The following is a 6546-nucleotide window of genomic DNA, read 5'->3' as shown; positions in this document are numbered from 1 at the left end:
CACAGTCATCCTGGAAGTCATCCGAGCACGAACGGAGCGCGATCTGTGACCCGCCGCGCCATGACCCCCTACGTCTCCGAGGACGTGATCGCACGCGCCAAGGCCGCAGTGGCCGCCCTCGGCGGCGACGTGGCCCACACCGCCAGCATGTCCGACCTCGTGGAACACGCCCTACACCGCGAAGTCGAACGCCTGGAACGCCGGTACAACAACGGCGACCAGTTCCCCCGACTCGACGGCAAACTCCGCACCGGCCCCTCCACCAACCAGGGACGCTAACCCCACCCCAACCGGGCCCCCGCCAAGGGTGGCCAGGGCTCGCACTTGTAGTACCTATGTTGTACGAGACGCCTGGCTCGTGGCCACCGGGCTGATCGCGTCCGAGGCCGCAAGCGACGTGCAGACCGTGCTCACCACGGCCACCACCCCCATCGCGATCGGAGTGGTCTACGCGCTCGCACGCTCGGCTGAGCCGCACCTACCCGTATGGCTGCGGCGGCTCGTACTCGGATCAGCCGTGCCCCCACGCCACGACCAGTGACCTGCCCACGCTCCCTAGCCCCAGGGGCTCTCAGCGATAGCCAGCAGACCGCGCCGATTGCGCACACAGTCCCCGGACTCCACATCGGATCCCGGGGCGTTTTTTCGTGTTCTGGGGACGTTAGAGGGCGAGGTAGCCCTGCTGCCACTGCACCGTGGTGGGGCGTCGACCGGTGTGAGTGTATTCGGTCAGGGCGCGGCGCACATCGGCTTGGGGAAGTGAGGCTGAGGCGGGCAGGAGGTCGGGGCCGTCGCAGGCGAACACCAGTTCGGGGGCCTCCTCGGGAGCGTGTGGGTTGAAGGTGTCCAGCACGGTGTCGGTGCCGATCCAGGTCATCGCCGCCCAGCCGGTAGGCGGGTGGGAGGCCACCCGGAGGTAAGCCGGTGGGAACAGGGCTCCGCCCTCGTCGCGGTCGGAGCGTGCGGGCCGGTCCCAGGCGCAGACGATGGTGGTGCGGCTGTATTCGGTGTTCTCGTTAAGAACACGGTCGATCAGTGTTTCGACCTCGTCCGGGGCACTGGCTGTATGGGTGCGTTCGTCTTGGTCGAAGAGCACGGTGACGACTGTGGCGGTGTCGATGGTGGTCATGCTTGTCCCTCGATGCGTCGTGGCCGGGTGGCTCCGGTTTCCCACACGTCCAGGACCGAGCCACGGGGCAGGATGGTGCGGATCGCTTTCTCGAAGGAGAGGTCACCGGAGCACATCCGGTTGTTGATCGTGACGGCTCCGTGGGTGATTCCGGCTTCGCGCATCAGCATCGCTGCCTGTGTCTCCACGTGTTGGGATACCGCCGGTGGTCCGGAGCGTCCACACCGGCGCTGTGACCATCCCGTGACCGACACGCCGAGCAGAGGCTTGGGAACCTCCCGGCGTGTCGCCACACACTTCCCCTCCCCCACCACCGAGCCCCCGCCTACGCGGGGGTGCGTGACCCGATTTTGCCTAAAACCGGCCCACCACGGCCCCGCGCCTGCGGGGAGCACTGTCACCTTCCAAATCGGATCGACCTTAACATCGGTCCATCCCCGCGCCTGCGGGGAACACAAAGGAGGAGATTGGTGACATGTAACTCACCTTTTCAGAGTAATATATCAACTTGTTCAAACAAACAACGGATTAAAACCACTCCGACCGAAGTCGGTTTATACGGATTTGACCGAATTGCATTGCCAGCCGAAAAATGTCAAACGAAAATAATTATCGTGATGATCACCACAACATATTGCCCTGGCTGCGCAGGCGCTGCAATCGTTGATCTTGCAAAAAAAAGGACTCAGAAGAATTCGATATTATTCGATTTGGAGTAATCCTTGTTCGGCAAGTTACTTGTTTCTGCAGTGATGGGTGCAACACTTTTCTCGGTTGCCGGAACCGGGGCGGCCACTGCTGCCACCACCACTGATCCCCCAGAACGGTTCAAGTTCAGACCGCCGCCACTTGCGACGCTCCATCCACGGTGACATCCGCAGGGACGGAAACTGCTCCCTCCGCTCCGGACGTTAGTGTGACCCCCAATGTCGCAGAAGCCATCGAGGCACTGTCCGCCGGGGAGAGCATGGAGATCGGAACGATCGACGGTGAACCGATCGTCGTCGACAAAGACATGCAAGGAAACATTACGATCACACCGACTGGACAGATGCCAGCCGCAGCGTGTACCTGGGCGGTTGCTTCGGCGGTCTATGAGATCGGAGCCGGAGTACTGGCCGCGGACGCGTCCGCCGCTGGTGGCATCGTAGTGGCCGGCTATTTCATCTCCGCCTCACAGTTGGGAGCCATGGCTGGGCTTACCGGCAGCTTCTCGGCTATCTATGCGTTCGTTGCTGCGAACGTCTGCTAAATCTATACAGTATCCTGAACGCGGAACCACACATCCGAAAGGTCACTGATCGTCATGTTCGCAGTGTCCATGCTGCTCATCGTAACCCTTTTGTGTTTCGTTGCCATAATCGTATTGTATTTACGAGACAGAAACGGTTACAGCAAGGTGATTGCCGCACTCGCTTGCGTGTCGGCTTTGGCCGCGTTAACATCGTCAGGAATCGCCCTATTTTCTTAGGGCCTACAGAATGAATCGGATGCATAAGAATTCTTTCCTCGGTGCCGCACTGCTGACAGGGCTGCTTGTCCTGGCAGTCTCGATACTGCTCGGTGGTGTTCCGTCGAGTATGTTGTGCATCCTACTGTTGCCGTTGATACCGCTAGGCGCACTCACGATGGGAGCTCTCACGCTGGTGTTCGCACGGCACAACAGCGGAGCTGCGGACTTTCGGGGAAACCTCCCCGAAAACACTCCGCGTGCCATGTCGACACCGGTCTAGTGTCGTGAGTCGTTGATTCGGCTGCAGCAAGGATTTACGGAGGAGCCGGGAAAGTTCGAACGTAACAGCTGGTCAGGCTGCTGACGCAGCCAGCTCCAGGTGCCGAGTACATACTCGTCTTCGATGCTGCGACCAGCAGCTGTACGCGCTCGCGTTTCACTTCTCCCGGTTCTTCCCAGACCTCGGACCGCATCCCGCGGGCTAGCCGCGTCTCGCCCTGCTGCAGGTGCTCGACGTACCACTCAATCGCGGCGACCACCCCTTCGTCGTCAGGTCCACCCCCGCGCCTGCGGGGAACACGTGCGGCCAGGTGACGCCAAACAGGTTGATGAGGGTCCATCCCCGCGCCTGCGGGGAACACGGTGATCCTCAACGTCGGGAAAATGAATTACTCGGTCCATCCCCGCGCCTGCGGGGAACACCCGAATTCATCCGGGGATATGTGGGATTCAGGGGGTCCATCCCCGCGCCTGCGGGGAACACGTCGCGGCGTCCGCACGTATCTCGACAGCGGATGGTCCATCCCCGCGCCTGCGGGGAACACTCCTGGCGGGGCTGCGCCAGATTCGGGAAGCGAGGTCCACCCCCGCGCCTGCGGGGAACACGGGCTCCAGTTCCCGCTGGTGTTTCCGCTGACGGGTCCATCCCCGCGCCTGCGGGGAACACCTGCGACGTAGGATTCCACGGCGGCCATGATGGGGTCCATCCCCGCGCCTGCGGGGAACACTGTGGTACTCGATCGGGATTGTCATCTGGGCCAGGTCCATCCCCGCGCCTGCGGGGAACACGTGACCAGCAAGGCCGGAAGTCCAAGAACGTCAGGTCCATCCCCGCGCCTGCGGGGAACACACGTAGTGACCTGCGACTCCGTAGCACCGTTATCCAGTTGTGATCTCTCGTGGGAAGTACACACATCCTAGACAGTCCACATCGGCCAGCACCACCGCCTCCCCGGCGGAGTCCGGGGCGTTTCGTACGTGGTCACAGTCTCCAGCGGCTGGGGCTGTCGGGGTGGTCGATCCAGAGCCACTGCCGGTGTTCGGCAACGGTCAGCCCCAGCCGCGACCAGCCGGGTTTGCCGTGGGTCAACCAGCTCCGGTGGGCCTCCTCGACCGGAGCCCACAGGTCGGTGGGTCCGGTCCCGGTGACCCCATAACGACCGTCGTCGGAGGCGGTGAGGCTGATCTCGACAGCCGACCCGTCGGGGGCACTCATCGTGGCCGCCGCCGGTTGACCGGTGTCCGGATCGAGGCGCATCCCGACCGTGACCCCGGCGGGCAGCCCGTGGAGTTGGGCCAACAGCCAGACCACGGTGTTGTCCCACCAGGGTGTGGGCAGCGTGGTACTCACCCGGCGGCGGGGGGTGTCGACCTCGGGGCTTCGACGCGCGGGGGCGGTCCGATCGGCACCGCGCATTCCCATGAAGGAGGCCCACTGGTCGGTGAAGCGCCCTTCCAGGCGGTCGTCTCGATGCCGCAGCAGGACGAGCCCACCCGCGTTGAACGCCCCGGGCGTGACGTTGACGAGCACGGCCCCACCGGAGGCGAGCTGCTCGGCCCAGGCCCACGGCACGCGGGGCACCGAGCAGGTGGCCAGGATCCGGTCGTAGGGCCCGTGTTCGGGCAGCCCGTCGGCGCCGTCGCGGCAGGCCAGGGTCGGGTGACAGCCGAGGCGGGACAGCCGCTCGCGGGCGGCCTCGACCAGATCCGGCTCGATGTCGACGGAACACACGTTGCGGTCACCGAGCCGGTGAGCCAGCAGCGCGGTGGTGTAGCCGGACCCGGTGCCCACCGCCAACACCCGGTGACCGTCACGAATGTCCAGCAGCTCCAGCATCCGCACGATCAGGTCGGGTTTGGTGCTGCTGGACAGTGGATGGTCCCCTTCGTCGAGCGAGGTCACCAGCGTGGTCGGGGAGTACACCGCCTCCGCCCCCTGCCGGGTGGTCGCGTCCACGGATTCCCATTCGTAGTTGTCCGGGGTCTGTCGGTAGAAGCTCGGCACCAGTTCGTGGCGGGGTGTGGCGGCCACGGCCGCCTTCCACATCGGATCGCGCACCGCCCCCTCGGCCTCCAGCTGCTCGGCCAGCCGTGTCGCTCGCTCGGTCCAGTCCTCGTCATGCGGTGGCATGGTGGTACTCCTCGGGGTCGGCGGCTTCGGAGGTGAGCAGTTCGGCCAGCTGGTCGGTGATCGCCGCGCCGGTGGCGGCTTCGAGCCAGCCGTACTGCCCGCCGGGGTTGATCTCCAGGAAGATCCACTTCTCGTCGGGTGTTATCACGAAGTCCAGCGCGGCGTAGCGCAGACCGAACCGCCGCATCAGCGCGCGCACACCCTCGGCGACCTGGTGTGGCGGGTCGATGAGCTCGTAGCGCAACGCGCCGATGTCGCTGCGCCAGTCCACGTGCGAGGCGGCGCTGTGCGCTTCGATGCGCACGGTCGTGATCGTCTCGCCCACCGCGATGACGCGTGCCTCGGACCGTTTCGGTGCCCACCGCTGGGCCAGGTGCACGGTCGACTCGATACCGCTCACCTCGTCGAGGTCGGCCGTGTCGAGCACCCGTGTCCAGGCCACGGAGTGGGTCTCGTCGCTGGTCATGCTGGTGTTGCCGAGCATCTTGGTCACGGTGCGGCCACGCCGTGCGAACGTGGCGAACTTCTCCGGGTCGTTGGTCAGTGCGGTTTCCGGCACGCGCAGGCCGAGTTGGCTCGCCGTGGTGAGCTGCACCGGTTTGTAGGCCGCGTCGGCCAGCCGGGACGGGTGGTTGACCCACACGGCGGGCAACGAGGCCAGCACCCCGCCCAGGCCGTATTTCGCTTCCAGGAACGCGTGTTGGCGGACCTGCGGTTTCCACTCGTTCGGGAACCGGAACGCTTCGGGGGCGCGGTAGTACACGCCGGTGATCTCGGCGAGCTCGATGGTGTGTGCCGGGGTGGTCAGGTGTCCGCACCAGCGGCCCCCGCGCAGCTCGGCGGCGAGGCCGAGCCGCGCGGGGAACCATGCGGTGTTCACCCGACACACCCGTGTGCCGCGTTGTTGGACGGCCTCGACCATCGCGTCCGCGCTCGGATCGATGTCTCGGGCCAGGATCAGCACGGTCACGAGTGTCCTCCGGGAGCTAGTTCGACTCGGGCGTGTCCGGGGCGAAGTCCTTGGCCGACCAGTCCTCGGAGGGGCCTCGATCACCGTCCATGTTGGTGGTGGTCATTCCCAGGTGAATCTCGTGCAGCGGCGTGCCCAGCTCGTCGACGGCGACTTGCCGGTGGTGGTCGTAGCGGCCGTTCAATGCCCTGTCCGTCGGGTCCCCGACGGCGACCATGTTCCGCAGCCCCCACGGCTCCGGAACAGGGGCGACGGGCTGTTCGCCCTCGGGGCGTGCCAGCGGAAACTGGGCCGAGTGCGCGGCCACCGGGTCGTGGGCGAACGCATCGGTGCGCTCGTCGTTGAACATCGTCGTCATGACTGCTCCTTTCGTCGGTGACGGTTCCGCGAGGAACCGCCGACAACCGGGGTGGACACCGCCGGGTCAAGGGCTTTCGCGGGAGAGCCGACCCGGCGGCCACGGTTCGGCGACGGTCGGGGCGGCGTCGCCGAACCGTGGTCACGGGGCCCCCGCCCGGCCGGGGCGAGAGTGGGGAGGAATCCCGGCCGGGCGGGGCGAAACGGCCCCGGTGCCGGGTGGAGGC

At 65.6% G+C, this 6546-nt stretch carries 8 protein-coding genes and 1 CRISPR repeat array; of the genes, 3 read left to right on the top strand and 5 right to left on the bottom strand.

The genetic code is table 11. The annotated features are described in order from the left end of the window. The first annotated feature begins 45 nt into the window (after nucleotides 1-45). Both ACTMO_RS0101090 and ACTMO_RS0101085 read left to right on the top strand, forming a co-directional pair. On the top strand, nucleotides 46-279 hold the full coding sequence (locus ACTMO_RS0101090; protein ID WP_019855638.1) for a ParB family protein: 234 nt from the start codon (nucleotides 46-48) through the stop codon (nucleotides 277-279). A gap of 79 nt (nucleotides 280-358) precedes the next feature. Then, the gene (locus ACTMO_RS0101085) at nucleotides 359-541 is read left to right on the top strand and encodes a hypothetical protein (RefSeq protein ID WP_019852801.1); all 183 of its coding nucleotides are present in this window, start codon (nucleotides 359-361) and stop codon (nucleotides 539-541) included. A 120-nt stretch (nucleotides 542-661) separates the two neighbouring features. Here the strand turns inward: ACTMO_RS0101085 and ACTMO_RS0101080 are convergent, their stop codons facing one another. Continuing rightward, nucleotides 662-1129 carry an Imm1 family immunity protein gene (locus ACTMO_RS0101080; RefSeq protein ID WP_019852800.1) on the bottom strand — a complete coding sequence of 156 codons (468 nt, stop codon included), beginning with the start codon at nucleotides 1127-1129 and terminating at the stop codon, nucleotides 662-664. Then, entirely contained in the window at nucleotides 1126-1383 is a 258-nt protein-coding gene (locus ACTMO_RS23585) for a DddA-like double-stranded DNA deaminase toxin (protein WP_084792276.1), read from the bottom strand. Before ACTMO_RS23585 ends, ACTMO_RS0101080 begins: the two co-directional genes overlap by 4 nt. Nucleotides 1384-2045: 662 nt before the next feature. Between ACTMO_RS23585 and ACTMO_RS0101070 the strand changes: the two genes are divergently transcribed. Then, nucleotides 2046-2381, top strand: a complete 336-nt coding sequence (locus tag ACTMO_RS0101070; protein WP_019852798.1) for a hypothetical protein — start codon at nucleotides 2046-2048, stop codon at nucleotides 2379-2381. Between the two features lie 753 nt (nucleotides 2382-3134). Continuing rightward, nucleotides 3135-3711: direct repeats of the CRISPR family, unit length 28 nt; unit sequence GGTCCATCCCCGCGCCTGCGGGGAACAC. A gap of 132 nt (nucleotides 3712-3843) precedes the next feature. Here the strand turns inward: ACTMO_RS0101070 and ACTMO_RS0101065 are convergent. From ACTMO_RS0101065 to tgmA, 3 genes are read right to left on the bottom strand one after another with little or no spacing between them, the layout of a single operon-like run. Then, nucleotides 3844-4992 carry a methyltransferase domain-containing protein gene (locus ACTMO_RS0101065; protein WP_019852797.1) on the bottom strand — a complete coding sequence of 383 codons (1149 nt, stop codon included), beginning with the start codon at nucleotides 4990-4992 and terminating at the stop codon, nucleotides 3844-3846. Beyond that, the gene (locus tag ACTMO_RS20020) at nucleotides 4979-5962 is read right to left on the bottom strand and encodes an MvdC/MvdD family ATP grasp protein (RefSeq protein WP_019852796.1); all 984 of its coding nucleotides are present in this window, start codon (nucleotides 5960-5962) and stop codon (nucleotides 4979-4981) included. The genes ACTMO_RS0101065 and ACTMO_RS20020 overlap by 14 nt, the downstream gene beginning before the upstream one ends. Nucleotides 5963-5978: 16 nt before the next feature. Then, a complete protein-coding gene (gene tgmA / locus ACTMO_RS0101055; protein WP_019852795.1) occupies nucleotides 5979-6320 on the bottom strand; it encodes a putative ATP-grasp-modified RiPP in 342 nt (113 codons plus the stop codon). Between the last annotated feature and the right edge of the window lie 226 nt (nucleotides 6321-6546).

It is taken from the genome of Actinopolyspora mortivallis DSM 44261, from assembly GCF_000384035.1.
GTDB lineage: Bacteria > Actinomycetota > Actinomycetes > Mycobacteriales > Pseudonocardiaceae > Actinopolyspora > Actinopolyspora mortivallis.
The sequence above is the reverse complement of the archived record's forward strand: the minus strand, read 5'-3'. Positions and strand labels throughout refer to the sequence as shown.

Coding starts and splice junctions, on each gene's coding strand:
- ACTMO_RS0101080 (WP_019852800.1), bottom strand. CDS start 1,129: ATGACCACCATCGACACCGCCACAGTCGTCACCGTGCTCTTCGACCAA.
- ACTMO_RS0101065 (WP_019852797.1), bottom strand. CDS start 4,992: ATGCCACCGCATGACGAGGACTGGACCGAGCGAGCGACACGGCTGGCC.
- tgmA (WP_019852795.1), bottom strand. CDS start 6,320: ATGACGACGATGTTCAACGACGAGCGCACCGATGCGTTCGCCCACGAC.